Here is a 26,269-nt window from a genome sequence, read left to right on the forward strand (position 1 = left end):
ATAAAGATCTTTCTTTCTCTTTATTCTGGAAAGAAGACCTTACAGGTCGATATATGATGTATTAAAATTCCGCATTTTGTGGCGTTCTCGGGAAAGGAATTACATCGCGAATATTACCCATTCCTGTTGCAAATAAAACGAGGCGTTCAAAACCAAGCCCAAAGCCTGAGTGCGGTGCGGTACCAAACTTACGAAGGTCAAGGTACCACCATAATTCTTCCTCGTCTATTCCCATTTCTTTGATACGTTCCTGAAGCACATCCAACCGTTCTTCACGCTGTGAACCACCGACAATTTCACCAATACCAGGAAAAAGGATATCCATTGCCCGAACCGTCTTTCCATCTTCATTCATACGCATATAAAAAGCCTTAATTTTAGCCGGATAATCAAATAAAATAACAGGGCATTCGAAATGCTTTTCTACTAAATATCTTTCGTGTTCGCTCTGAAGATCAGCACCCCACTCTTCAATGAGGTATTTAAATTTCTTCTTTTTGTTTGGCTTGCTATTCTTTAAAATATCAATAGCCTCAGTATAACTCACACGCTTAAAGTTGTTATCAATAACAAACTTCAATTTTTCACGGAGTGTCATCGTACTTCTCTCGGCTTGCGGTTTGGTTTTATCTTCTTGAATCAACCTATTCTCTAAAAACTCAATGTCGTCAGGACAGGTTTCCATGACATATTTCAAAACAGATTTAATGAAATCTTCCGCAAGATCCATGTTGCCATCAAGCTCGCAAAAGGCCACTTCAGGCTCTATCATCCAAAACTCTGCTAAATGTCTAGAGGTATTTGAATTTTCTGCTCTAAAGGTGGGCCCAAAAGTATATACCTGCCCCATGCCCATAGCATAGGTTTCTGCTTCGAGCTGACCCGAGACCGTAAGGTTGGTTTCTTTGCCGAAAAAATCTTGTTTATAGTCAACCTCACCCGCTTCAGTAAGTGGCGGATTCTTCTCATCTAATGTTGAAACGCGAAACATTTCGCCAGCACCCTCAGCATCACTACCAGTTATAATTGGCGTGTTTACGTAATAAAAGCCATTTTCTTGAAAATACTTATGTATACCGAAAGACAAGGCTGATCTCACACGCATAATAGCCCCAAAGGTATTGGTACGAGGACGCAAATGCGCCTGCTCTCTTAAAAATTCTAGCGTATGACGTTTTGGTTGTAAAATTGTACGCTTTACTTCCTCAGGATCTGCGTCACCCAAAATAGTTATCGATGATACTTGTATCTCTACTTTTTGACCTTTCCCCTGACTTTCAACAAGAGTTCCGTTCACCTTTACTGCAGCCCCTGTTGTAATACGTTTTAATAAATCTTCATCTGTATTTTCAAAATCGACTACACATTGAATGTTATGTAGGGTCGATCCATCATTTAAAGCAATAAACCGATTACTTCGAAATGAACGTACCCATCCGCTTACTTGAATTTCCCTTAAAAAGTCTGTGCTATTTAAAAGCTCTTTAACTTTTATATTTTTCATCTGAACCTGCGTTGTCTTTTACGGTTGCAAATATAAATTTTTGGTTAGTAACAAAAACTATATTTAACCGAAACTATAAATCTCATTTTGTTTAATCTTCAAACAGTGATTTTTAGACTTAAGGTGCTAACTATCAGGTTTATGCTAAACATTAACAAAATATTTAGGGGAAAAACCCCCTTTATCTCACTTTATCGTTACACTATATTTGTTACAACTATTAATCAATAGTTATCGTTTTTATTATTTAAATAATAAAAACAACTTTTAGGGTAGGTTTGGGGGAACTTACTCAAGCCCGCTGACAATGTCAGCGGGCTTGTTATTTTTAAGACGTTTTCTACACTACTTAAACGGTATTTAAGTAGTTAAAAACAGTAGTCTACCGTACTAATTTTTCTTGAAATACACTACCCTTCTTGATCGACTTTAACGTCTTTATCTTCCTTTGGTAGGATTTGAATTGGTGGTTTTTTAAGAATTTTCTTATTCGCGATACTTTTTTCCAATGATAACAGTAAACAAGGAAGTAATAGCAGATTAGAAAGCATTGCGAACAAAAGAGTTGCCGAAACTAATCCTCCTAAAGCAACCGTACCACCAAAACTTGAGATCATAAATACAGAAAAACCAAAGAACAGTACAATAGAAGTGTAAAACATACTAACGCCTGTTTCCTTTAATGCAGCATAGACCGATTTAGTTATCTTCCAGCGATTAGCTTGTAATTCCTGACGATACTTTGCCAGAAAATGAATAGTATCATCTACTGATATTCCAAAAGCTATACTAAACACCAAAATTGTAGAAGGTTTAATAGGGACACCTAAATATCCCATCATACCCGCGGTAATTAATAATGGTAAAAGATTTGGAATTAAGGAAATGATGATCATTCTAAATGAACGAAACATATACGCCATGAATAATGCGATTAGAAAAATCGCAAGCGAAAGTGATATCACCAGATTATTGATCAGATATTTGGTGCCCTTTAAGAATAGTAGTGCCTTACCTGTCAAACTAACATCATATCGTTCAGTGGGGAATACTTTATTAATCTTTGTCCACAGGGTTTCTTCAATATCTTCCATTTTTTCGGTACCGATATCCCGCATGAAAGTGGTAATTCGTGCAACCTGTCCTGTACTATCAACAAAGCTATTTAGTAAATCAGCACTATCTGATGATTTTTTAGCATATGATAAAATGAAATTGTTTTCTTGTGATGAGGGTAACTGATAATATTTAGGTTTACCATTATAATAGGCCTGTTTCGAGTATTTCACTAAGCCGGTTACTGAGATTGTTTTTGATAATTCAGGAATTTCTTCAATAAGCCTTTCTAAGTCGTCCATCCTTCTTAAAGTAGATAGTTTCATGACACCATTCTTTCTTTTAGTATCAATCATTACCTCAAGAGGCATAATACCATCAAACTCTTCCTCAAAAAATCTTATATCATCAAAGAAAGCAGCACTTTTTGGCATGTCTTCAATTAAACTACCCGAAATTTTAATTTGGTAAATTCCAATGATACTCGCAATAAGAAGTACTAATGATACAGTATAAATCCCAATTTTATGATTGCGCACCACATGCTCCATCCAGCCGACAAACTTCCCAATCCACTGTTTATTTAAATGCTTTAAGTGTTTGTATTTAGGCAACGACATGAAGCTGTAAATAATAGGAATAATCAGTAACGAAAGAATGAAAATGACCACAATATTAATAGATGCTACAATACCGAACTCTTTCAGCAACTGACTTTTAGTTAGGATGAAAGTTGCAAAGCCAGAGGCAGTGGTCAAATTGGTCATAAGGGTTGCATTCCCAATTTTAGAAATTACCCTTTGTAACGATTTAGCCTGATTACCATGCTTTTTTACCTCTTGCTGGTACTTATTGATCAAGAAAATACAATTGGGAATCCCAATGACGATGATTAGTGGTGGAATTAGTGCGGTAAGTACAGTAATTTCATATTTCAACAACCCCAGAATACCAAAAGCCCACATCACTCCGATCATCACAACAACCATGCTAATGAATGTTGCCCTAAACGATCTGAAGAAAAAGAAGAATATGAATGAGGTTACCAAAAGTGCCCCGCCTACAAACAGTCCTATCTCATCGACAATATTTTGAGCATTTAAGGTACGTACATATGGCATACCGCTAACACGAACATCGAGTCCTGTTTCTTGTTCAAAACTTTCAATAAGCGGAATGAGCTCATTAAAAACGAAGTTTTTCCTGACTGATGTGTTGACAATGGCCTTGTCCATGTAGACCGCTGTTCGTAATGTACCTGATTCTTTATTGTATAAAAGGCTCTCGTAAAAGGGTAGTTTTTCAAAAAGCTCTTTCTTTATTTTAGAAACCTCATCTGCTGTTTTAGGCGTAGTCTGTACTAAATCTTCTAGCACAAAAGTCTCCTTATCTCTATCAGCAACAAGTTTCTTTAAATTATTTACCGATACGACGAGGTCTATTTCCGGTACGGCATTAAACTGCTTACTAAGTTTGTTCCATGCATTAAAATTGCGAACAGTAAACAAGGCAGGGTCTTTTACGGCAAGTACTATAAGGTTACCCTCTTCACCAAAAATATCTAGAAATTTATTGTAAGTGATATTTACCTCATGATCGTCCGGCAGTAGATTTGCTTCCGTATAGGTAAACCGCATATGTTTCCATTGTGTTCCTAAAGCGACCGTAATGGCAGCTAATAACACTAGAATAAAAATGCGATTTCTAAGAATTATTCTGGATACTGTTGGCCAAAAGCCTGAGGTATTCATGTTTGCCATTAGTCGATTTTACTACCCAGGCAAAGGTACTTTAATAATTTAAGAAGTAGGAAGCGTGATTTTAGATTTGACACTATCAAACGGTCATGATCTCTTTTTCCTTTGCTGCGAGTATTTCGTCAATATGTTTTGTATGCTTATCTGTTAGCTCTTGCACATCGATCTCGGCATTTTTCTTTACGTCTTCCGAAGCGTCTTCTATTTTCTTAACATCATTGTTAGCGTCTTTACGGGCATTTCTAACACCTACCTTAGCATCTTCAGCTTCTGCTTTCGCTTGTTTTGCAAGATCACGACGACGTTCTTCAGTTAATGGTGGTACATTAATGATGATAGTCTCGCCATTATTCATGGGATTAAAACCAAGATTCGCCATCATAATACCGCGTTCAATTTCTTGAAGCATTGATTTTTCCCAAGGTTGTACACTAATAGTACGCCCATCGGGTGTATTTACATTTGCAACCTGATTTAATGGTGTTTGTGTACCGTAATAGTCAACCATTACACTTCCTAACATAGAAGGACTCGCCTTACCGGCACGAATATTAGCCAATTGTTTAATCAAATGAGCTATAGCAGCTTCCATTGACTCGTTGGTAGCATCTAATATAAATTGAATTTCATCGTTCATAACACAATTGCTTTTTGTAAAAATAGCACTTCAAAGATTAAGCCACAAATAGGATTATAAATCAACTTTTGTACCGATGTTCTCACCAGAAACGATTTTAAGTAGGTTTCCTTTTTTGTTCATATCGAAAACAATAATAGGCAATTCATTCTCTTGGCTTAAGGTGAATGCAGTGGTGTCCATTACTTTTAGTCCCTTTTTCAGGACATCTTCAAAAGAGATAGCATCAAACTTCGTAGCGTCTTTATTTTTTTCTGGATCAGCGGTATAAATACCATCTACTCTTGTACCTTTTAAAATTACATCGGCCTCAATTTCTACAGCCCGAAGCGCAGCTGCTGAATCGGTCGTAAAATAAGGATTACCGGTACCTCCTCCGAAAATGACTACCCGTCCTTTTTCTAAGTGGCGCAAGGCTCTTCTTCGTATAAAAGGTTCGGCAACTTCGTTTATTTTAATGGCGGTCTGTACCCTAGTTTCTACTCCAGCATTATCCAAAGCACTTTGTAGGGCTAAAGAATTGATAACGGTTGCTAACATTCCCATATGGTCTCCTTGTACACGATCCATGCCAGCACTTGCCCCGGCTACCCCTCTAAAAATATTTCCACCACCAATGACAATAGCCACTTGTACACCCTTATCTACAGCCTGTTTTATTTCGGTAGCATATTCGGCTAATCGCTTAGGATCTATACCATATTGGCGATCGCCCATGAGTGCTTCACCAGAAAGTTTGAGTAAAATTCGTTTGTATTGCATTTTTTATTGAAGAAGTTTTGCAAATATAACTAAACTGTTGCCGAAGTCTAAAACGGAATTTTCAAGTTTTTTAAGTGATAATCAGAATTATTGTCCCTGTAATTTTATAAAAACCATAGGACATAAAAAAGCCCTTTGGAAAATACCAAAGGGCTTTCTCATATGATTCTCAGGATAAAACTTATGCTAAAGAAACACGTTTAAAATCAACAACGGTAACATCACCGAATGATTTTACATAGTCTTCAACAGTTTTCTTTTCATCCATGATGAATTTTTGATCTAACAAACACTGCTCTTGGTCTAGAGTCGTGTTGTCAGAAACAAAACGTTCCATTTTACCAGGAAGAATGCGATCCCAGATTTGTTCTGGCTTACCTTCCGCTTTTAATTGCTCTTTCGCATCAGCTTCGGCTTTAGCCATTACTTCTGGAGTTAATTGTTGCATAGAAATGTACTGAGGTACGTTTTTAAGTGTTTTACCTAAACGCCCTAGTTCTTCATTTTCTTTTTCAATTGCAGCAATTCTTGCTTCGGTTTCGGCAGCAACATATGCAGGATCGAAACCTTTGTATGATAACGAAGTGGCACCCATAGATGCTACTTGCATAGACAATTCTTTAGCTAACTGTTCAGCATTATCAACTTTGTTAGATAAACCTACAACTGCAGCAATCTTTTTACCATGAACGTAAGATCCGATAAAACCAGCAACTAATTTCTTGAAACCACCGATCTCGATTTTTTCACCGATTACACCGGTTTGCTCAGTAAGCTTATCAGCTACGGTCATTCCATTAAAATCGGCAGCTAAAAAGTCTTCCTTAGTATCAAAATTCAAGGAAATATCTGCCAATTGGTTTGCTAATGCAACGAAATCGTCATTTTTAGCAACAAAATCAGTTTCACAGTTTAATGAAAATACAACAGCCTGTGTTTTATCATCGCTTACTTTTGCAACTGCAACACCTTCAGAAGAATCTCTGTCAGCACGCTTTGCAGCAACTTTTTGACCCTTTTTTCGTAGTACTTCGATTGCTTTGTCGAAATCTCCTTCAGCTTCCACTAAGGCTTTCTTACAATCCATCATACCAGCACCAGTGGCTTTTCTTAATTTATTTACGTCTGCGGCGGTAACTTTTACCATTTTGTAACGATTTAATTTGTATAAATAATGACCGCTAACATAAGAAGCGGTCATTATCTAAATGTTATTGTTAAATGAAATTATTCTGCAGCTTTCTCCTCTTCTTTTTTAGCTTTCTTTGCAGGAGCCTTCTTTGCAGGCTTTTCCACTTTTTCAGCTTTAGGAGCTTCTTCTGCCTTTACTTCAGGAACTACTTCTTCAGCAGCAGCCTCGGCTTTAGGGGCTGCCTCCGTTTTAGCAGCTTCTTCTTTCTTAGCATCTTTATCAGCTTTTCTATCAGCTAATCCTTCAGCAATCGCATCCGTAACATGACCTAATATGTTATCGATAGACTTAGAGGCATCATCATTTGCAGGAATCACATAATTTACTTCACGCGGGTCAGAGTTGGTATCGACCATTGCGAAGATTGGAATGTTTAATTTTTGTGCTTCTTTAATTGCGATGTGCTCACGCTTAATATCAACAACAAATAATGCGCCTGGAAGACGAGTCATGTCAGAAATAGAACCTAAGTTCTTTTCTAATTTGGCACGAAGACGATCTACTTGTAGACGCTCTTTCTTAGATAGCGTGTTGAAAGTACCATCTTTTTTCATACGATCGATCGATGCCATTTTCTTAACTGCTTTTCTGATAGTTACGAAATTGGTCAACATCCCACCAGGCCATCTTTCAGTGATGTACGGCATGTTTACGTTTGATGCTTTTTCAGCAACGATGTCTTTAGCTTGTTTTTTGGTAGCTACAAAAAGGATTTTTCTACCAGATGCTGCGATCTTTTTCAAAGCTTCATTAGCTTCTTCAATCTTTGCAGCAGTTTTGTAAAGATTGATAATGTGGATTCCGTTACGCTCCATATATATATACGGCGCCATGTTCGGATCCCATTTACGGGTCAGGTGACCAAAGTGTACACCTGCCTCAAGTAAGTTTTTTACTTCTATTTTTTTTGCCATTTGTAATAGTTTACGTTCCGTATTATTAGCAACCTTTCGCTTTGCGACTTGGTTTAGATGCTAAACTACTCCCTTCAATACATGATTGATAGTTAGTAACGGCAACTTATTTCAAAAATTAAATGAACGAATACTGAAACGGGTTCAGTAAACAATTAACGCTTAGAGAACTGGAATTTCTTACGCGCTTTCTTCTGACCGAATTTCTTACGTTCTACCATACGGGCATCACGAGTAAGGAGTCCTTCTGGCTTAAGCTCAGCTCTGTTTTCTTCGTTAAGCTCACACATTGCGCGTGATAATGCTAAGCGAATTGCTTCTGCTTGACCAGTAATACCACCACCGTATACATTTACTTTAACATCAAAGTTACCTTCGTTACCAGTCAAGGCAAAAGGCTGTTGTACTTTGTACTGTAAAGTAGCCGTAGTGAAGTAGTCATTCAGCTCACGATTGTTAACCGTAATGTTTCCTTTTCCTTCAGAAACATACACACGGGCAACTGCCGTTTTTCTACGGCCGATTTTGTGAATTACTTGCATTACTTTAAATCGTTTAAGTTTATTGTTTTGGGCTTTTGAGCCTCTTTGTTGTGTTCAGGTCCAACAAATACCTTCAAGTTTCTGAACAAGTCTGCGCCTAATTTATTTTTAGGCAACATTCCTTTAACAGATTTCTCGACTAAGCTTGCAGGATTTTTTGCAAATACTTCGTTAGCGTTTAAGATACGCTGACCACCAGGATAGCCTGTGTGACGAATGTATTGCTTTTCTTCCCACTTTTTACCTGTTAAGTTGATTTTTTCTGCGTTAATAACAATAACATTATCACCACAATCAACATGCGGAGTGTAATTAGGCTTGTACTTACCTCTTAGTAGTTTTGCTACTTTAGAAGCCATACGACCAAGGGTTTGCCCCTCAGCATCAACCACAACCCACTCTTTATTAACAGTTGCTTTATTAGCCGAAACAGTTTTGTAACTTAATGTGTTCACACTAATAATCTTTATTGCTTGCTTAAAACAAGCTTGTTAAACATTCCATTTCCGTATTGAATACACGTCCAATTTACGGGCTGCAAATGTACGATTATATCTTTATTTTACAAACACCAAAAGACTAATTGTTTAAGTGGATTTTTAGGGGGTTGTTTTAGTTCGAAAATATTGCGCTTTTTTAATGGAAAACCTACCTGTTTTAAACCATATGTAACCTTGCAGAAAATTGCCACTAGTTATACGTTTTATCAAATACCTTAAAAGTAAAAATCTTCTGGCCTCAAAAATATAGTCATTTACTAGTATTCCCTTGAACCTGATTAAAGAAATAAACATGTTGTTTAATCCAAAATTAAAACACCCAGCCTTTCAAAAAAGGGTGTTTTCCCTCTTGACCTGCACCCTGTATTATGATAAGTTTGTTACCGAGATTAGTAATGATCAAATTTCTATGCATTTAGCAACTAATCTAAAATAAGCGGGCATGAGACATTCTGAAAACATTACCAACCAAGAAAGCTATCTTATTTATTATCCTATTATAGCCATTGTGCTTATGATAATAGGATTAGCAATTAACCTTTACACCATTTTCGGGTAAAATTTTATTTGAATAGTGTAAAAAACGCGACCTAACCAGTCGCGTTTTTTGTTGCGCGTTTTTGTATTTTGCCAACTCAAACTAAACACCCTGCCATGAACAAAGTAATTACATGTCTAATCGTGTTGGTTTTATGTTCCCTTACCTTAAAATCACAAGAAAAATTCGATGCTGAATACTATAAGAAGCTACTTGATAGCACGCAAATAGAGGAAGAAAAGTATGCTATTTTAGACTCGCTTCTTCAAAACCGAAGACAGCTTGAAGCTGACGAGGTCATTGATTATAGTTATCAATTTATTGATATTGCCGAAAGTCGAAAAGACTATAAAGCCCTAATTGATAAATGTATTAAAGTATTCTATTCTGTCAATAATATCAAAAATGACAGAAAAGCCTCAAAGGCATTGATAGATAAAATGGAAAAGTATCAAAGTAAGATTAAAGATTCTTTCTTAATCGCCTCTATCTATCTTAAAAAGGGAGGATTTTACTATGGAATACAAAATGATGAGGCAATTAAAAATTATTCGTTAGCAATCTCAAACTTTGGTATCGCTGATTCCATACATGTAGCCGATTCTTACCTTTTCAGAGGTCAAACCTTAGACATGAAGGGAAATTTTATTGAAGCGATAGATGATTATGAAATTGCTACCCAGTACTATGAAAACTTAGGTGATATCGAATATGTATATAGTACAAAACAAGCTATCGCCATTGTTTATTCTCGAAATGGCTTTTCTGATGAAGCATCTAAAATACGTAAGGACATTATTGAATACTCTAAAAAAACGAAGAATTATAGATGGCACTTAACAGCACTTGCTAACGAGGCTTCACATGATAAAAAGAGAGGGGAAAACGAAGGCGTTCTAGAAAAATTACACGAGGCACTTCAGCTTAATAAAAACCATAATTCGAACCATATAGGTTATGATATTTTCATCCGTTCCCAACTAGTTGACTACTACTCAAAGGTAAATAGAAATTTAGCATCTAAACATTTGGATACCTTGCTAAAACGCAAATCGGAAACTGAAGATGATCCATACCTAAACCACCACTTAATGTTCGCCGAAGCGGTCTATGAAAAAGAGTTTGGGAGTTTAAATAAATCCATTTCAATATTAGAAAAACGTTCAAAGGTTTTAGAAGGAATGCAAACTGTCGATGCCTTGATCGCTAATAAAAAACGATTAGCTGATTTGTATAGCGAAATAGGGAATTCAGATAAAGCATATCAAAATCTTAGGGATTATCAGAGGTTAAATGACTCAGTGTTCAATCTACAAAAAACAAATACACTACTTTATTATCAGAAAAAATATGAAACTGAACGAAGAGAAAAAGAGCTCATTAAAAAAACATCGGAAGTTGAGTTACTGGAGCAAAAAAACCAAACTAAACAACGGGTTTTAGTCTTATCGATTACAGGGATTAGCTTACTTTTTTTAATTATCTATTTGATAAGAAATAGAAAGTATCTCAAAAAGACAAAAGAACAACAAGAAGCATTTAGCCAACAACTATTACAATCTCAAGAAGAAGAGCGAAAACGAATCTCAAAAGATCTTCATGATAGTTTAGGTCAAAGCTTATTACTTATTAAAAATAAGGTAGTTTTAAACGACGATAAAGAAACGGGTAACATTGTAAACAATGCCATAGAAGAGGTAAGAAGCATTTCTCGGGCACTGCATCCTTTTCAGTTAGAGGAACTCGGTCTTACTAAAGCCATTAAAAATGTTGTTAATCAACTTGACGAAAGCACTGAAATCTTTATCTCATCAGAAGTGGATAACATTGAAAACCTCTTTAAACCAGATCAGGAGGTCAATATTTTCAGAATCATTCAGGAAAGTCTCAACAATATAATTAAACATTCTAATGCCCAAGCAGCCCGGGTAGAAATTGTACAGAATAAAGACCAAGTACAAATTATCATAAAAGACAACGGAAAAGGTTTTGACTTTTCTGAACAATACAATGATTTTAAAAGTCTAGGTCTCAAAACGTTAAAAGAACGCACAAAATTGCTAAATGGGAGTATGAAAATTGATTCCGAAAGAAATAAAGGTACTACCTTAGCATTTACCATACCCCTTGCAGCATGAAACCAACGATCATTATAGCCGACGATCACCCTTTGCTTTTAAAAGGCTTATATGATTTTTTATCAGAAAAAAAATTCAACATCGTTGGGCAATATCCAGATGGTAATGCAGCTTATAATGCCATAGTAAAAGATGCGCCGGATATTGCGGTACTCGATATTCAAATGCCCATAATGTCAGGAATTGAAGTAGCCGCCGCCTGTAAGAAAAACAAAATTGAAACCAAAATCGTTCTAATTACCTTACACCGGGAAAAGGACTTATATCTTCAGGCGAAAGAGCTCAATATTTTTGGATATATATTAAAGGAATTTGCAATCGAAGAAATCGAGCTTTGTTTAAACGCTGTTATTGAAGGTACACCCTATTTTAGCCCTAATATTACACAAAGCTTAAATGTTGATGAGCAAGCTGATGAAAAGCTTAAATTATTGACCCCCTCAGAAAAAAAGATTCTAAAACTTATTGCCGAGGATAATTCAAATAAAGAAATTGCCGAACTTCTTTTTATATCGGCCAGAACAGTTGAGAAGCATCGCAGCAATATAATCTCTAAACTAGATCTTACCCCAAAAACGAATAGCTTATTGCTTTGGGCTAAGGAACATCGTACATTTTTAATTTAAAAGCCGATAGTAGACTAAACAGAATTAGAAAGTAATTTTTATAATCGCCATGGTATCGCACTATTACTACTATAATACCTCAACAATCAATCTTCTAAAATAACGCCACAAACATCTGAATATCAGTGTTTAAAAATATACGTAGTACTACGTATTGCATAAAACGCCTTCTGATCTCATCTTTGTATTATAATGATTTAGGCAAGTAAGGGGGCCTAAAGTGTTTAACATAACCCTGATCATCCTCGCGAGGATCAGGGTTTTTAAAACTTAGAAATCATGAGAGTACAAACAGAAGAATCTAAAAGAACATTGATCATCACTGCAACAATACTTGTATTGTCAGCGGTCGTATTAGTCAATAACATTTTGTTTTTACTTTCTCAATAATAAGCAAAACGGGCTATTATAATTTGTTTAGGTGTGATGATTTGGGGTTATTACACAAAAAAACCTGGCTGTTGTTGGCCAGGTTTTTTAGTTATATAGTAGGTAATATAGAACTACAATTCTAATGCTTTCTTAGGATTATTATCCATCAATAATTCAACAGGATTTTCTAAAGCTTCTTTAACCGCTACAAGGAAACCTACTGATTCTCTACCATCAATAATACGGTGATCATAACTCAATGCTACATACATAATAGGAGCTATCACGACTTGGCCGTCCTTAGCAATAGGGCGCTCCACAATATTGTGCATCCCTAAAATCCCCGATTGTGGTGGATTAATAATTGGGGTCGATAACATCGATCCGAAAACTCCTCCATTTGAGATGGTAAACGTACCTCCGGTCATTTCGTCAACTGTAATTTGTCCGTCACGTGCTCTAATTGCAAGTCGCTTTATCTCGGTTTCAACGCCTCTAAAACTCAAATTCTCAGCATTCCGCATTACCGGCACCATTAAACCTTTAGGTCCTGATACCGCCACACTAATGTCGCAGAAATCATATGTTATTTTATAATCCCCATCGATCATGCTATTCACATCGGGATATAGCTGTAGTGCTCGCACCACCGCTTTTGTAAAGAATGACATGAATCCAAGACTTACTCCATGTTTTGCTTTAAAGGTTTCCTTGTATTCCTTACGTAATGCAAAAATAGGGCTCATATCAACCTCATTAAACGTGGTTAACATCGCAGTCTCATTCTTAGCGCTCACCAAGCGTTCAGCTACCTTACGACGAAGCATCGACAGTTTTTTACGCTCGCTACCACGATTTCCTGCACCGGGTGTACCCATTGATGGTGTCGCTTTGACAGCATCATCTTTTGTAATACGACCATCGCGTCCCGTCCCCTTTACATCCTTAGCATCTATACCCTTTTCTGCTAGCACCTTTTTAGCAGCTGGTGAAGCAGTACCTGTTGCATAGGTTTCTTTGGTTGCAGCAGGTTTTGGCACTTCCTTTTTCGGTACTTCTACCTTCTTTTCTTCTTTTGCTGGAGCCGCTTCCCCTTCTGGCTTTGCAGCACTGGTATCAATTAAACAGACAACCTCTCCTACAGCAACTGCATCACCTTCTTCTGCCTTCAACGTGATGGTACCGCTAGCTTCAGCAGGAAGTTCAAGAGTCGCTTTATCTGAATCAACCTCTGCTATTGCCTGATCTTTTTCAACATAATCTCCGTCTGCAACTAACCATTCTGCTATTTCTACTTCGGTAATTGATTCTCCCGGTGAAGGGACTTTCATTTCTAGGATCATTTGTCTTTTACTTTATATTCTGAATAAAATCTTCTTTAACTGGTATGTAATTTTTTTTGATTTCACCATTCACCATGATTTCATCAAAAAATAACTTTGCTCCTGTAGCTTGAAAAAAGTCAGGAACATTTTGAAGCTGCAAATGTAAATGCGCTTCGGTTGAATTGCCCGAGTTCCCACATTCTGCAATTTTTTGTCCTTGTTTCACAATAGCGCCTTCTTCTACTATTATTGAATTTTGCTTTAAATGAGCAAATAAGACGTATTCTTTGTTCGCGGTCTCTAATACTAATGTATTTCCTGTCAAGTCTTTTGCATTCATCTCCCCAGGAACATTGTCATGGACACCTTTCGTTACTTTTACGATGGTGCCGTCGCAAGGGGCGATGATATCTTTGCCAAAAACAAAATAACTTTCATTTTTCTTAGGATCTCCTTTAAACGAACTCCCGCTATCTACCATCAACATATCATAGGCATATTGCTGTACTTCTTGTGCCATATGATAATTTTGTTCTACTGTCGTACCTCCCCAAAAAACGAACCATTTTTCTTTAAATGGCAATATCATTTTTGTCACATTACGCTTTAAGGTTGGTAGGCCTTTAGGTTTATAAGGTTGTATTAATAAGCCCGACAATTTATTACCTCCATCAACCGCCAGTAAAATGTTGAATACACCATTTTCAAAACTAGATTTATAGGTATGCATCCCTTTATTTACTTCCGTAAAATCCATTGAAGTTAACTTCCCTAAAGGACTTACATTCCCCTTGAAAAATGCAACCGCTTTTTCTTTTGGTAAGGCATTTTTCATAGCGCTATTAAACGTATTGAAAATACTTTCGTACTCCCCTTTATTATACAATGCCATAAATTTTTTGGCCATCGTTGCATGGTTTTCAAGTTCTTGAGAAAACCCAAGAGAAAAGAAGAATAATGAGAATATGAAAATCAGCTTTTTCATTCGTAATTAACGTGCGTTATTCTTTGTTTTATCAAATACGTAATCAATCACTTCTTTATGGCGTCTTGCAGATCGAGTTGCACTACCAGCCGCCGGTGCTCCGTATGGTCGTCTCGAGGCAAATCTAAATTGTTTTGCTTCGTCAAAATGCATTAACATATGTGCATATGCGCCCATATTTCTTGGTTCTTCTTGTGCCCATACAACATCATCTGCATTTTTATACTTTTTGATCTTAGCACGCATCTCCTCTGCCGGCAAAGGAAATAACTGTTCTATACGCACTATTGCAACATCTTCTCGCTTCTCTTCTTCTTTTTTAGCCAATAAATCATAATAGAACTTTCCGGTAACGAATACTAACGTTTTTACTTTTTTAACATCGGCAACCGCATCATCTATTAGTTCTTGAAAATGCCCAGTTGCAAATTCGTCCACAGAGGATAATACTTTAGGATGACGTAATAAACTTTTAGGCGTAAACACTACCAAAGGTTTCCGATAATTGGCCTTCATTTGGCGTCGAAGTAAATGAAACATATTGGCAGGAGTGGTACAATCGGCAATATACATATTGTCCTTGGCACACATTTGTAAATAGCGTTCCATCCGACCACTAGAATGCTCAGCCCCCTGTCCTTCATAACCATGAGGCAATAACATCACCAATCCATTTTGCAATTTCCACTTATCTTCAGCCGAAGAAATATATTGATCAATCATGATTTGGGCACCATTACTAAAGTCCCCAAACTGTGCTTCCCAAATGGTTAAGCTCTTAGGGCTTGCCATCGCGTATCCATAATCAAAACCAACAACACCATATTCCGATAACAAAGAATTATAGATGTAAAAATCACCATTTTGATGATCTCCTAATTTGTTAAGCAAGACCACTTCCTCCTCTGAATCTTCAACCTTTACAACCGCATGACGGTGTGAGAATGTACCACGCTCAACATCTTGACCAGATATTCTAACATCAAAGCCTTCTTCCATCAAACTGCCATAAGCAAGTGTCTCCGCCATTGCCCAATCTAAGGCATCATCTTCAAAAAACATTTTTCGTCGCGCATCGATCAACCGTTCAATCTTCCTGAGAAACTTTTTATCTTCCGGTAATTTGGTTACGATCTTTGCAATCTGAGTAAGCTTCTCTTTTGAATAGGTGGTATCAACTACCTGCATCATTACCTTTTCATCAACTCTAGTAAAACCATCCCATTCATCTTGCATGAAAGGAGTGATTACTGTTTTTTCAATCTTTCTAGAATCTTCCAAATCTTCTTCAAGCGATGCTTTATACTCTTTTTCCAATTGCTTTACATGTCCATCATCAATTACACCGGCAGCTTTCAATTTCTCGGCATAAATATCTCTAGGATTAGAATGCTTGGCAATAGCTTTATATAGTTTAGGCTGCGTGAAACGTGGTTCATCGCCTTCATTATGACCATACTTTCTATACCCTAAAAGGTCGATAAATACATCACGCCCAAATGTCATTCTATAATCCAATGCAAAGAGCGAAGCATGCACAACGGCCTCAACATCATCAGCATTTACATGTAACACCGGAGACAATGTTACTTTTCCGACATCAGTGCAATAGGTACTTGATCGGGCATCTAAATAATTGGTAGTAAATCCTATTTGATTATTTACCACAATATGTATAGTTCCTCCTGTCTTATAGCCATCTAGTTGTGCCATCTGCACTACTTCATAAACCAATCCTTGTCCTGCTATTGCTGCATCACCATGCACTACAATGGGCAGTACTTTAGAAAAGTCTTCCTTATAATATTTGTCCTGTTTTGCACGAGTAATACCTTGCACCACAGCACCCACTGTTTCCAAGTGTGATGGATTTGGCGCAATATTCATATTTATTTGCTTGCCCGTATCGGTTTCTCTTTTTGAGGTCCAGCCTAAGTGATATTTTACATCACCGTCAAAAATAGCTTCTTCATAGTCTTTACCATCAAATTCACTGAAGATGTTTTTAGGTGATTTCCCAAAAATATTTGTCAATGTATTTAAACGTCCTCGGTGAGCCATTCCCATTACGAACTCCTTAACACCAAGATCAGCTGCACGTTCAACAACCGCATCAATGGCCGGAATAAGTGACTCATTACCCTCTAATGAAAAACGTTTTTGACCAACATATTTGGTATGTAAAAAGCTTTCAAACGAAACAGCTTCATTTAGCTTTTTAAGAATATGTTTTTTCTGATCAGCATTAAACCTTGGGTGGTTATCATTTACATTTAACCAATTCTGAATCCACTTTACGCGCTCCGGTTTTCGTATATACATATACTCAACACCAATCGCATCGCAATAAATATCTTCTAAATGCTTTATAATCTCACTTAGTGTACTTTTTCCAATGCCTAAAATTTCTCCTGCCGAAAATGTTTTGTCCAGATCGTCATTACTCAAGCCAAAATTTTCAAGGGCTAACGTAGGTTCATATTTGCGACGTTCACGCACTGGATTGGTTTTGGTAAATAAATGACCACGAGATCGGTACCCATCAATAAGCTGTACCACTTGAAATTCTTTCTGAACAGATTCGGGTATTACCCCAGCTTCATGACCATTTTCCGAAAAAGCCAACCCGTTTTCTGATCCAAAGTCAAAGCCTTGAAAGAAAGCTCTCCAACTCGGTTCGACAGCATCAGGATTAATTAGGTATTGATCGTATAAATCCGCAAAGTAAGCAGTGTGTGCGGCGTTTAAAAAGGAATATTTATCCATGTATTATTCGTTTCGCAAATGCGTCGTAAACGTGAACAACAAAAATACAATATTTGAAATACATACAATATGTGTTTTTGTATATTTAGCCTAGTACCGTATCAATCTTAAATACATATCATGAGACCCAGACCGTACACTATAAAATTGGTTTTTTTGTTTATCGTTTTTTTTGCTTTCGCACATTGGTCGAATGCTCAATTAAGTGCTAACAATCAAGGATCTGATTTTTGGGATAATGTTCGTTTTGGAGGTGGGTTTGGGATTAATTTTGGAGACCGTTTTTTTAGTGGATCATTATCCCCATCGGCAATCTATCAATTTGATTCAAAATTTGCCAGCGGTTTTGGTGTTTCAGCTAGCTATGCTAGACAAAGAGATGTGTATCGATCAACGGTTTTAGGCGCCAGCATTTTAAACTATTACAGCCCAATACCAGAAATTCAAACCTCGGTTGAATTTGAATACTTAAACATCGATCAGGATTTTGATGTTATCAATAGCCAAGATATTAATTATTGGACCCCAGCACTATACTTTGGAGTAGGTTACAATACAGGAAATGTAATAGTGGGTGTTCGCTATGATATTCTTTACGATGAGGAAGATAGTATTTATGTAGAGCCCTTTTCTCCTTTTATACGAGTGTTTTTCTAAAGAATAATAGTAACAAATGTTTAAAGCACAAATCAATTTTATGAATTCAAAGACTATTGTATTACTTGCTTTATTAATTGGTTTTGCGAGTTGTAAAAATGAATCATCTATAAAAATGGAAGATAATCAAACAAAAATTGCAAAACCTGAATCCTACAAATATGAAGGAACACCATTACGTATCGGAGTAGTTGGTCTTGTACATACCCATGTTCATTGGATATTAGGTCGTGAAAAAATAGGCGACATAGAAATTGTTGGAATTGTTGAACCCAATCGCAAACTGGCAAAAAAATACAGCGAACAACATGGGTATTCAATGGATATTGTATTTAACTCCATTGATGAAATGGTTAAAGCGACAAATCCGGAAGCTGTTACTGATTTTGGGACCATATATGGCCACTTAGCAACTGTAGAATATTGCGCTCCAAAAGGTATTCATGTAATGGTTGAAAAACCCTTGGCAGTAAATATGAATCATGCCAATAAAATGATACATCTAGCCAAACAACACAATATCCAACTGCTTACCAATTATGAAACTTCTTGGCATAAAAGTGTCAATGAAGCATTTAGGGTCATCGAAAATAATACGATTGGTACGGTAAGAAAAGTGGAGTTTTACACAGGTCATCCAGGCCCTATAGAAATAGGTTGTAATCCAGAGTTTTTAGAGTGGTTGACAGACCCCGTGCTTAATGGTGGTGGAGCGTTAACCGATTTTGGCTGTTATGGTGCCAATATAGCAACAGCTATTTCAAAAGGTAAAACACCTAACACAGTTTTTTGCAAAACACAACAAATAAAACCTGACAGCTATCCTAAAGTCGAAGACGATGCTACTGTTATATTAAATTATGATGATGGAACACAGGTAGTCATTCAAGCATCATGGAACTGGCCTTATAATAGAAAAGACATGGATATTTATGGTCAAACGGGAACCATTAGATGTTTTACGAATCACGAAATGGATCTGATGACCAAGGAAGAAGACGGTTTTAAGCACATAGATGTCCCCGAAGTTAGAAAAGGAATTCACGACCCATTTGCTATGCTGAACGAGGTGATAAAAGGCGACTACCAACTACCCGCTTTCGACGTTTCATCAGTTGAAAATAATGAGATTGTGATGCAAATTTTGGAGGCTGCCAAGCAATCTGCTATGACTGGCGAAGTCGTTAAATGGGATCAATTTTTCAAAAATGCGAAATGACCACGATAAAGGATATTTTACGTAGTTCGTTCGAAATTAAAAACCCTACACTTAAAAAGTTAGAGGGTTATGGAAGCATTAACTATAAAGTTGATTCTGGAAATGAAATATATGTTTTAAAGCAATATCAAAAGACTGAGGAAAATAGCAACCTACTAATTGCCGAGAGCAAAGTTCTTGGAATTTTAGCATCAGTAACCCCATTGGAATTTCCAAAAACAGTATGTACTAATTCTGGCGACTTATTTGCAGCAGATGAACATAATATTTATAGGCTACTCACCTTTATTGAAGGGGATTTTTTGGCTGATATAAAACACAATAACGGTTTATTACAATCTTTTGGTGCCTTTTTAGGTACAATGAATCAGAAACTACATGGAATAAAAGATTCCGTAATTGCATCAAAAATTACAGAATGGGATCTTCAATATTTCTATTTGAATAAAAGATTAATTCCACATATTGAAAATGTACAAGATCGCACCTTAATTGAGTATTTTTTCTTGCAACATGAACAGCATGTACGACCCGTCGCACATACACTTAGAAAAAGTATTATACACAGTGATGCTAACAATTGGAATGTCCTGACTAAAAAAGGAAAAGTATCAGGGATTATCGATTTTGGTGATATATGTTATTCCCATGTTATTAATGACCTAGCCATCGCAATGACCTATGGCCTGTTAAACAAAAAAAAACCGCTTAAATCAGCAATACCAATTATTAAAGGGTTTCATAAACAGTTTCCATTGCAGGAAAGAGAGATAGAAATTTTATATTATCTCATTGCGGCACGTTTATGCACCAGTTTATGTAATTCCGCTTTCCATAAAAAGGATCACCCCAATTCAGATTATATAACCATTACCGAAAAACCAGCATGGCAATTACTACACCAATGGATCGCTATAAATCCTTTAAAAGCGACCGACATATTTAGGAAAGCTGCGGGGTTTTCTTCAGTCCTAAGCAAGAACATAAACGACAGCCTTAAAAAAAGAAAAAAGCATAGTAGTAAATCACTTTCGTTGAGCTACAAAAAGCCGATTGAAATGACTAGATCTGCACTTCAATATATGTATGATGAACAAGGCGACACCTACCTCGATGCATATAACAATATAATGATTGTAGGACACTGTCACCCAAAAGTGGTAACCGCCGGGCAGCAAACAATGGCAACCCTTAACACTAATACTCGGTATTTATACAAGCAGTTAAATAGTTATTCTGAAAAACTATTGGCCAAGTTTCCAAAAACATTTAGCAAAGTCTTTTTTGTAAACTCTGGCAGTGCTGCCACCGATCTTGCCATTCGCCTTGCATTGACGTACACCAAAAAGAAAAAAATTGCCGTGGTAAAACATGGGTATCATGGCAATACAAGAAGTGGTATTGATGTTAGCCATTACAAATATGCAAACGAAGGAGGCTCCGGAAAAAAAGAACATATTATTCAAGTTCCATTACCAGATACTTTTAATGGCAAACATACCGGGAATAGTCAGAAAACAGGTAAAAAATACGCCAAAGAAGCTATTCAAAAGTTGACAAAACACAAAAACCAATTGGCTGCATTCATAGCAGAACCAATAGTTGGTTGTGGTGGGCAAGTACCTTTAGCGCAAGGGTATTTAAAAATGTTATATCCTAAAATAAGAAAACACGGGGCACTTTGTATTAGTGATGAAGTGCAAGTCGGGTTCGGGAGATTAGGCGATCATTTTTGGGGCTTTGAAATGCACGAGGTCGTTCCCGATATTGTTATTTTAGGTAAACCAATGGGTAATGGACACCCAATTGCCGCCGTTGTAACAACCAAAGAAATAGCGACCTCTTTTGAAAATGGAATGGAATTTTTCAGCTCTTTCGGAGGTAATCCCGTGTCCTGCGCTATTGGAGAAGCCGTGTTAGATGTTATAGAAGACGAAAGCTTACAACAGCAAGCAAAAACGGTTGGAGACCACCTAAAGAACAAGTTAAAGAAGCTTCAAAAGGAATTTCCAAAAATTGGAGATGTTCGCGGTAGTGGGTTATTCTTAGGAGTCGAAATGATTACTAAAAAGGGAAAACCAAATACCAAGCTGGCATCAATCATTAAAAATGAATTAAGAAATAGGCATATTTTAGTCAGTACTGATGGACCTCATAACAATGTGATTAAAATAAAACCTCCATTGTATTTTAACAAAGAGAATGCAGATGTACTCGTTGATGGTATTGCAGATATTCTCTTTAAATTCACCCATAATAAAAGTTGATAATGCATAAAAGAGTCTGTGTAATAGGCGCTGGTCCTTCAGGAATTACTGCCGTAAAAAACTTGATTGATCAGGATATTGAAGTGATTTGTTATGACCGCAATAACGAAGTAGGTGGTAATTGGATATTTTCTGAAAAAGAAAGTCACAGTAGTGTTTTTGAAACTACACATATTATCAGCTCTAAAACCTTATCACAGTATGACGATTTCACCTTTGATGATTTTGATAAGTCAGTAGCCGATTATCCTTCACATGACGAATTACGTAGATACTTTCAAGCGTATGCAAAGCAATTTGAACTGTATAAGCATATCGAATTCGAAACGCTAGTAGTACATTGCAAGAGAACACATGATGAAAAATGGGAAGTCATTACCGAGAAAAATGGGGTATCCAAAACGGAATTATTTACGGATTTAGCAGTCTGCAATGGTCACCATTGGCAACCAAGATGGCCTGAATATCAAGGGAGATTTACGGGGGAATATCTCCATTCGCATCAATTTAAAAAGGCTGCCCCATTTAAAGATAAAAAGGTGCTAGTTATTGGCGGTGGCAATTCTGCATGTGATGTTGCAGTTGAAACAAGTCGGGTAAGCAAACGGACTTCTATTTCTTGGAGAAGAGGTTATCGTATTATCCCAAAATTTGTATTTGGGGTTCCATCTGATGTTTTTGCTCACCGCACAAATTGGTTACCTATTAAAGTAAGGCAGTTTTTAAATGGAATTATGATGCGAATCCTACTTGGCAAAAATGAGTTGTATGGTCTACAAGAACCCGAAACCAAAATTGGTGAAACCCATCCAACGGTTAATGACGAACTATTATACAAGCTGCGTCATGGCAAAGTGCATCCAAAAGTAGATATTGATCGTTTTGATGGAAACACGGTTCATTTTAAAGATGGCACAAAGGAAGAATTTGATACCGTAATTGCTTGTACAGGTTTTATTTTAACGCACCCGTTTTTCGATAAAGACTTTATTGATTACAGCGAAGGTGAAGTTCCTTTATACTTAAAAATGTTTCACCCAGAGTATCAGAATCTTTATTTTGTTGGAATGTTTCAACCACTAGGCTGCATTTGGCCCGGATCAGAATTACAAAGTAAAATCATGGCTCGCGAATTAGCTGGGAAATGGCAACGTCCTAAAAACATTAGACAATTGTGTGAGCGTGAAGTAACGCACCCTCATTACAAGCAAATAAAAACGCCTAGACATACGATCACTGTGGATTACGGCAAGTTTAGAAAAGATCTTTTAAAGCAATTACCCAAGAACTATATCTCTAAAACACCCATTGATTCAAAGGTTGAAATGGCATAATAATTTCCCGTTTTTGCTAAACTCTACTATACAAAGCTAGCTTAGCACATTTTAAAAATAGCTGCTTCAGAAAATCCTTTCCATGTGTTAACCTTTGCTTCGATTTTACCACCAAATTGTAAACATCGAAACATTAATCCAATGGATAATCAACTTTCTCGCAGACTATTCTTTCAACAATTGATGCTTGCAGGTGCAGGTGCCTATATGCTTCCTTTGCTACAAGCTTGTGAATCAGAATCAAAACTGAAGATACCCAAAGGAACAGGATTAGAACCTTTCAAGACTTGGGAAGAAATGCTGTATGCCCTGTCTTACAGCCCGGATAACTTTCTCGCTAAACGAGATAGACTTATTCAAGAAAAAGACCCAAAGGCAATGTTCAAATTTGTTCGTGATGAACTCATTTTGCTACCTTCAGACGACCAATATTTTAGATATATAAGTAACGGATTTCAATACGGAACCGCCGGTGCACTCAGAACTGGTATGGCAACACCACGTGAAAAAGCGAATATCCTTCGAGATATGTTAGTAGCAGCCGGATTTGAAGCTCGATTGATCTATGAGCACATCGAACTTTCTGAAGCAGCAGTGAAGAACATTCTTTTTCGAAGCACCCAAGCAGATTTTCAACCACCCGTTAGCAACAATCAATACAAGAAGTGGAAAAAAGCACTTGGAATTCCAGAAAATCAAGGAAGTGTAACCGAAACTCCCGATGTAGTTGAACAAGCAAAACAATTGGCTACCTCTTTACTCCAAAAGGCGAGTCCAAAACAGCGTAAAGAAGAGTATCCTAATAAGTTTCGTTTCAGTAATCGATCTGTCCCCGCAGTAGCATATAAGCAAGATGGGCAGGATGTGTATTTACATCTATTCGACCCCAATGTCGAATATGGGCAAATGCATCCAACAAACGTCAAGAGCCAGGTATATGAACTCTCGGAAGCTAAAGAATCCGACATGGATGTAAAAATCACATTAAAGGCCACAAATGCGTTTAATATGAGAGCGGAAGAAGAACTTCTTTCAGCTACCTACAAGACATCAGAATTAGTGGGCAATCAATTAAAAGTGAATTTTCTGAATAATCTCACTTTTGAAGAAATGGCTACCCAGACTATTAGCAGTATCAGCACATTCACTCCTAGTTTTGCCTTACAAGATATGGGTAAGGATCGTGCATATCTTGAAGAACATTCGTATCTGGGCGAACCGATAACGCTGTCGGGCGAAAAAGTGTTTAAACAAGCCACCATGTTTGCTGAACTTAATTCACAATACAGCAAGCCAGGTTTAGTGAGCGATGTAACTCAAATAAATGTCACCGCAAAGCCAAAGGTTTTTCCACAAGTAGAGCTGGAATTAAGACCGGTAAACGCCAATGGAGATATCGTGGAAGGTCTTACCGCAAGCAACTTTAAAATTCAAGATAACGGGCAGGTCGTTCGAGGCATTCTACGACGAAATATAATTGCTCCTAAAATCTTAATCGTTTATGATGCTTCAATGAGTATGCCTTCTTCATATCGCGGAGCCGGAATGGATGAATTTGTAAAAAAATCTAAAGCAACAATAAGCAAGCAATTCCCGCATGCAAAGATAGATACCTGGAAGGTGGCCTCCAATGTGTATACTTCGGCATTACGAGCAGCACAAACCGATAATGATCTGGTGCTGTATGCGACCGATGCGCATAATAGTGATTCATATGACCCAAAGTTTAAATCGTTTTATGACGCAGGACCCCCTATTATTTTCCTGAATGTTTATGAAACCGACAATTTTTACGAGGCTTTACGCAAAAACCTAGATTTTAAGGAGATACCAGCTAGCAATACTGAGGCTACCATTACTGAAGTAACCAAAATATTAGGAGAAATGAAATTGGCACCCTATGTATTTCAGTACAATGCTCTTGAAAAAGAGGGGCAACATCAAGTGACTATTTCATTAAGCAACACCTCACATAAAGCTAACACTAACTATACATTTCCTGAAGTTTTTGATACTGCTGTTGGCAATCGGTTAGTCGGCTTGTATTTATATATAAAGGTAGGGAATCAGTATGAGCAGCGAAAGGTAATTGCAGGCTACGACCGCATTATTCAACATCATCAAAAACCAACAGTAACAATGGCAAATGCAGTTCACGAAGCGATGATGGGAAGCATGACTTTAGCTTTTGAACACGCCGGGGCGACCGATTCTATTCGATTTTCTGAATACTTGCAATCACTACTCAGCACACGGTCCTGGATGGAACCATATCTTAAAAATGATGCTAAAGCCGCTTTGGAAGCAATCAAAAAAGGCGGGTTTGACTACCCATCGGTCTTTTTAAGCATGATGCAACCTATTGTTCAGTCTGTAAACACGGAAAGTGCCACCTATGTAAAAGGATTGCGAATCGGGGTCTTAACGATGACACCGGCGCTTTTTAGCAAGCAAAGTTCTATTTCCTTTGATTATCTGCGTAGCTCACAATATCGCACCCTAACCAAGAGTGGGCAAAACTGGTTTTTAGCTAATGCTCAAAAAACAGCCCAACTGGCATTGTTGGAAGCTTCAGTTTTTCCTGAAAGCACTTATACTCAATTAAATGGCATAGAGTTGGCGTTTAGCGAAAACCTTCCAAAAGGTGTTTACAATGCTGATATGTTGGGGGAACACTACCGATATTTTTATGAATATCTTTTCAGAGGTGGAAAGCTTAACTTTTTTGATGCTTCGGCAGAAAAGTTAGCTTTTTGGAGCATTGATCATTACAACGGCGAACTCTACGGAATACTGCCTGATCTCACTGGCGGAGGAGGCCAGAGTGTTGCTCAGCAACTGCAACGTATCGACAATGTTGTTAAAGAATACCAACGACTTTTAGGCGCAATGAATTTGGGTATAATGGCTGCTGGTGGTGGTATGGCTTTAGGAATCGTGTCAGCTTACAGTTTGACATTGGTTAAATTGTATGCCTTTGCATCAGAAGCTATTGTAATTATGGATGCATCCGGCATGGATGATAAAATTAGAAAGGCCATAGCCGAGCTTGCTTGTAATGTTTATAAAGAAATTTTGTATACCGGTTTAGGCCCTATTGGGGCCGGAATGGCAGGTGTCGAAAATTTAATTACAATGATGGGCGGCAGTTATTCTTTTGTTGAATGCCCTTCATAAT

Annotated in this window: 18 protein-coding genes; 7 read left to right on the plus strand and 11 right to left on the minus strand. The window is 37.2% G+C overall.

Features of this window, described 5'->3' with window-relative positions:
• Nucleotides 1–61: 61 nt before the first annotated feature.
• The 8 genes from asnS to rplM form a co-directional block, all read right to left on the minus strand.
• Nucleotides 62–1,504, minus strand: a complete 1,443-nt coding sequence (gene asnS / locus ABN763_RS13485) for an asparagine--tRNA ligase (protein WP_410486008.1) — start codon at nt 1,502–1,504, stop codon at nt 62–64.
• Nucleotides 1,505–1,914: 410 nt separating this feature from the next.
• Nucleotides 1,915–4,320, minus strand: coding sequence for an efflux RND transporter permease subunit (locus ABN763_RS13490; protein WP_410486009.1), 2,406 nt, complete (start codon nt 4,318–4,320; stop codon nt 1,915–1,917).
• 76 nt (nt 4,321–4,396) lie between these two features.
• On the minus strand, nt 4,397–4,954 hold the full coding sequence (gene frr, locus ABN763_RS13495; RefSeq protein ID WP_410486010.1) for a ribosome recycling factor: 558 nt from the start codon (nt 4,952–4,954) through the stop codon (nt 4,397–4,399).
• A 54-nt stretch (nt 4,955–5,008) separates the two neighbouring features.
• The gene (pyrH, locus tag ABN763_RS13500; protein WP_410486011.1) at nt 5,009–5,716 is read right to left on the minus strand and encodes a UMP kinase; all 708 of its coding nucleotides are present in this window, start codon (nt 5,714–5,716) and stop codon (nt 5,009–5,011) included.
• Between the two features lie 181 nt (nt 5,717–5,897).
• Complete coding sequence (tsf, locus tag ABN763_RS13505; protein ID WP_410486012.1) at nt 5,898–6,863, minus strand: translation elongation factor Ts; 966 nt, start codon at nt 6,861–6,863, stop codon at nt 5,898–5,900.
• Nucleotides 6,864–6,943: 80 nt separating this feature from the next.
• The gene (gene rpsB / locus ABN763_RS13510; RefSeq protein ID WP_410486013.1) at nt 6,944–7,822 is read right to left on the minus strand and encodes a 30S ribosomal protein S2; all 879 of its coding nucleotides are present in this window, start codon (nt 7,820–7,822) and stop codon (nt 6,944–6,946) included.
• 155 nt (nt 7,823–7,977) lie between these two features.
• Nucleotides 7,978–8,364 (minus strand): 30S ribosomal protein S9, encoded by a 387-nt coding sequence (gene rpsI, locus ABN763_RS13515; protein WP_410486014.1) that lies wholly within the window; start codon nt 8,362–8,364, stop codon nt 7,978–7,980.
• Nucleotides 8,364–8,819, minus strand: a complete 456-nt coding sequence (gene rplM, locus ABN763_RS13520; protein WP_410486015.1) for a 50S ribosomal protein L13 — start codon at nt 8,817–8,819, stop codon at nt 8,364–8,366. Before rplM ends, rpsI begins: the two co-directional genes overlap by 1 nt.
• 699 nt (nt 8,820–9,518) lie before the next feature.
• On the opposite strand from rplM, the gene ABN763_RS13525 reads away from it, so the two are divergent.
• Nucleotides 9,519–11,540, plus strand: coding sequence for a sensor histidine kinase (locus tag ABN763_RS13525; protein WP_410486016.1), 2,022 nt, complete (start codon nt 9,519–9,521; stop codon nt 11,538–11,540).
• The gene (locus ABN763_RS13530; RefSeq protein WP_410486017.1) at nt 11,537–12,166 is read left to right on the plus strand and encodes a response regulator; all 630 of its coding nucleotides are present in this window, start codon (nt 11,537–11,539) and stop codon (nt 12,164–12,166) included. Before ABN763_RS13525 ends, ABN763_RS13530 begins: the two co-directional genes overlap by 4 nt.
• A gap of 503 nt (nt 12,167–12,669) precedes the next feature.
• Here ABN763_RS13530 and odhB read toward each other — a convergent pair.
• From odhB to ABN763_RS13545, 3 genes are read right to left on the minus strand one after another with little or no spacing between them, the layout of a single operon-like run.
• Nucleotides 12,670–13,881, minus strand: coding sequence for a 2-oxoglutarate dehydrogenase complex dihydrolipoyllysine-residue succinyltransferase (gene odhB / locus ABN763_RS13535; RefSeq protein ID WP_410486018.1), 1,212 nt, complete (start codon nt 13,879–13,881; stop codon nt 12,670–12,672).
• A gap of 7 nt (nt 13,882–13,888) precedes the next feature.
• Entirely contained in the window at nt 13,889–14,848 is a 960-nt protein-coding gene (locus ABN763_RS13540) for a peptidoglycan DD-metalloendopeptidase family protein (RefSeq protein WP_410486019.1), read from the minus strand.
• 6 nt (nt 14,849–14,854) lie between these two features.
• The gene (locus ABN763_RS13545; RefSeq protein WP_410486020.1) at nt 14,855–17,614 is read right to left on the minus strand and encodes a 2-oxoglutarate dehydrogenase E1 component; all 2,760 of its coding nucleotides are present in this window, start codon (nt 17,612–17,614) and stop codon (nt 14,855–14,857) included.
• A gap of 120 nt (nt 17,615–17,734) precedes the next feature.
• Here ABN763_RS13545 and ABN763_RS13550 point away from each other — a divergent pair, with 120 nt between their 5' ends.
• The 5 genes from ABN763_RS13550 to ABN763_RS13570 all read left to right on the plus strand — a co-directional run bounded on the left by ABN763_RS13550 (nt 17,735) and on the right by ABN763_RS13570 (nt 26,268).
• Nucleotides 17,735–18,271 carry an alpha-ketoglutarate decarboxylase gene (locus tag ABN763_RS13550; protein WP_410486021.1) on the plus strand — a complete coding sequence of 179 codons (537 nt, stop codon included), beginning with the start codon at nt 17,735–17,737 and terminating at the stop codon, nt 18,269–18,271.
• A 40-nt stretch (nt 18,272–18,311) separates the two neighbouring features.
• Nucleotides 18,312–19,490: a Gfo/Idh/MocA family protein gene (locus ABN763_RS13555; RefSeq protein WP_410486022.1), complete on the plus strand. Its 1,179-nt coding sequence runs from the start codon at nt 18,312–18,314 to the stop codon at nt 19,488–19,490.
• On the plus strand, nt 19,487–21,757 hold the full coding sequence (locus tag ABN763_RS13560; RefSeq protein WP_410486023.1) for an aminotransferase class III-fold pyridoxal phosphate-dependent enzyme: 2,271 nt from the start codon (nt 19,487–19,489) through the stop codon (nt 21,755–21,757). Before ABN763_RS13555 ends, ABN763_RS13560 begins: the two co-directional genes overlap by 4 nt.
• A 2-nt stretch (nt 21,758–21,759) precedes the next feature.
• Complete coding sequence (locus ABN763_RS13565) at nt 21,760–23,091, plus strand: flavin-containing monooxygenase (protein WP_410486024.1); 1,332 nt, start codon at nt 21,760–21,762, stop codon at nt 23,089–23,091.
• A gap of 141 nt (nt 23,092–23,232) precedes the next feature.
• A complete protein-coding gene (locus tag ABN763_RS13570) occupies nt 23,233–26,268 on the plus strand; it encodes a hypothetical protein (RefSeq protein ID WP_410486025.1) in 3,036 nt (1,011 codons plus the stop codon).
• The last annotated feature ends 1 nt before the right edge of the window (nt 26,269 follow it).

The sequence above is a fragment of the Spongiivirga sp. MCCC 1A20706 genome (assembly GCF_046524175.1).
Taxonomy (GTDB): domain Bacteria; phylum Bacteroidota; class Bacteroidia; order Flavobacteriales; family Flavobacteriaceae; genus Spongiivirga.

Coding starts and splice junctions, on each gene's coding strand:
- ABN763_RS13555 (WP_410486022.1), top strand. CDS start 18,312: ATGAATTCAAAGACTATTGTATTACTTGCTTTATTAATTGGTTTTGCG.
- asnS (WP_410486008.1), bottom strand. CDS start 1,504: ATGAAAAATATAAAAGTTAAAGAGCTTTTAAATAGCACAGACTTTTTA.
- ABN763_RS13545 (WP_410486020.1), bottom strand. CDS start 17,614: ATGGATAAATATTCCTTTTTAAACGCCGCACACACTGCTTACTTTGCG.
- ABN763_RS13490 (WP_410486009.1), bottom strand. CDS start 4,320: ATGGCAAACATGAATACCTCAGGCTTTTGGCCAACAGTATCCAGAATA.
- ABN763_RS13540 (WP_410486019.1), bottom strand. CDS start 14,848: ATGAAAAAGCTGATTTTCATATTCTCATTATTCTTCTTTTCTCTTGGG.
- ABN763_RS13560 (WP_410486023.1), top strand. CDS start 19,487: ATGACCACGATAAAGGATATTTTACGTAGTTCGTTCGAAATTAAAAAC.
- frr (WP_410486010.1), bottom strand. CDS start 4,954: ATGAACGATGAAATTCAATTTATATTAGATGCTACCAACGAGTCAATG.
- rpsB (WP_410486013.1), bottom strand. CDS start 7,822: ATGGCAAAAAAAATAGAAGTAAAAAACTTACTTGAGGCAGGTGTACAC.
- ABN763_RS13570 (WP_410486025.1), top strand. CDS start 23,233: ATGGATAATCAACTTTCTCGCAGACTATTCTTTCAACAATTGATGCTT.
- ABN763_RS13525 (WP_410486016.1), top strand. CDS start 9,519: ATGAACAAAGTAATTACATGTCTAATCGTGTTGGTTTTATGTTCCCTT.
- odhB (WP_410486018.1), bottom strand. CDS start 13,881: ATGATCCTAGAAATGAAAGTCCCTTCACCGGGAGAATCAATTACCGAA.
- ABN763_RS13530 (WP_410486017.1), top strand. CDS start 11,537: ATGAAACCAACGATCATTATAGCCGACGATCACCCTTTGCTTTTAAAA.
- pyrH (WP_410486011.1), bottom strand. CDS start 5,716: ATGCAATACAAACGAATTTTACTCAAACTTTCTGGTGAAGCACTCATG.
- rpsI (WP_410486014.1), bottom strand. CDS start 8,364: ATGCAAGTAATTCACAAAATCGGCCGTAGAAAAACGGCAGTTGCCCGT.
- ABN763_RS13565 (WP_410486024.1), top strand. CDS start 21,760: ATGCATAAAAGAGTCTGTGTAATAGGCGCTGGTCCTTCAGGAATTACT.
- tsf (WP_410486012.1), bottom strand. CDS start 6,863: ATGGTAAAAGTTACCGCCGCAGACGTAAATAAATTAAGAAAAGCCACT.
- ABN763_RS13550 (WP_410486021.1), top strand. CDS start 17,735: ATGAGACCCAGACCGTACACTATAAAATTGGTTTTTTTGTTTATCGTT.